This is a genomic window from Alkalihalophilus lindianensis (assembly GCF_032843265.1).
Classification (GTDB): Bacteria; Bacillota; Bacilli; order Bacillales; family Bacillaceae_D; genus Alkalihalophilus; species Alkalihalophilus lindianensis.
Window position 1 is genome coordinate 1 of the sequence record NZ_JAWJBA010000386.1, and the last position, 268, is coordinate 268.

A 268-nucleotide genomic window follows, 5' to 3' on the forward strand; every position below is an offset into this window, starting at 1 on the left:
GACCCGTACGGGATTCGAACCCGTGTTACCGCCGTGAAAGGGCGGTGTCTTAACCGCTTGACCAACGGGCCATTCTATTAATCAAAAATCATCTGGCGGAGAGCGAGGGATTCGAACCCTCGAGACGGTTTTACACCGCCTACACGATTTCCAATCGTGCTCCTTCGGCCAACTCGGACAGCTCTCCTAATTGGCTCCACAGGTAGGACTCGAACCTACGACCGATCGGTTAACAGCCGATTGCTCTACCACTGAGCTACTGTGGAAT

At 53.7% G+C, this 268-nt stretch carries 3 tRNA genes; all 3 read right to left on the bottom strand.

Features of this window, described 5'->3' with window-relative positions:
* The 3 genes from RYX56_RS22695 to RYX56_RS22705 all read right to left on the bottom strand — a co-directional run bounded on the left by RYX56_RS22695 (window position 1) and on the right by RYX56_RS22705 (window position 266).
* Window positions 1-71 (bottom strand) — tRNA-Glu (locus RYX56_RS22695).
* Window positions 72-93: 22 nt separating this feature from the next.
* Window positions 94-187: transfer RNA gene (locus RYX56_RS22700), tRNA-Ser, on the bottom strand.
* Between the two features lie 4 nt (window positions 188-191).
* Window positions 192-266, bottom strand: a tRNA-Asn gene (locus tag RYX56_RS22705).
* Window positions 267-268 lie beyond the last annotated feature (2 nt).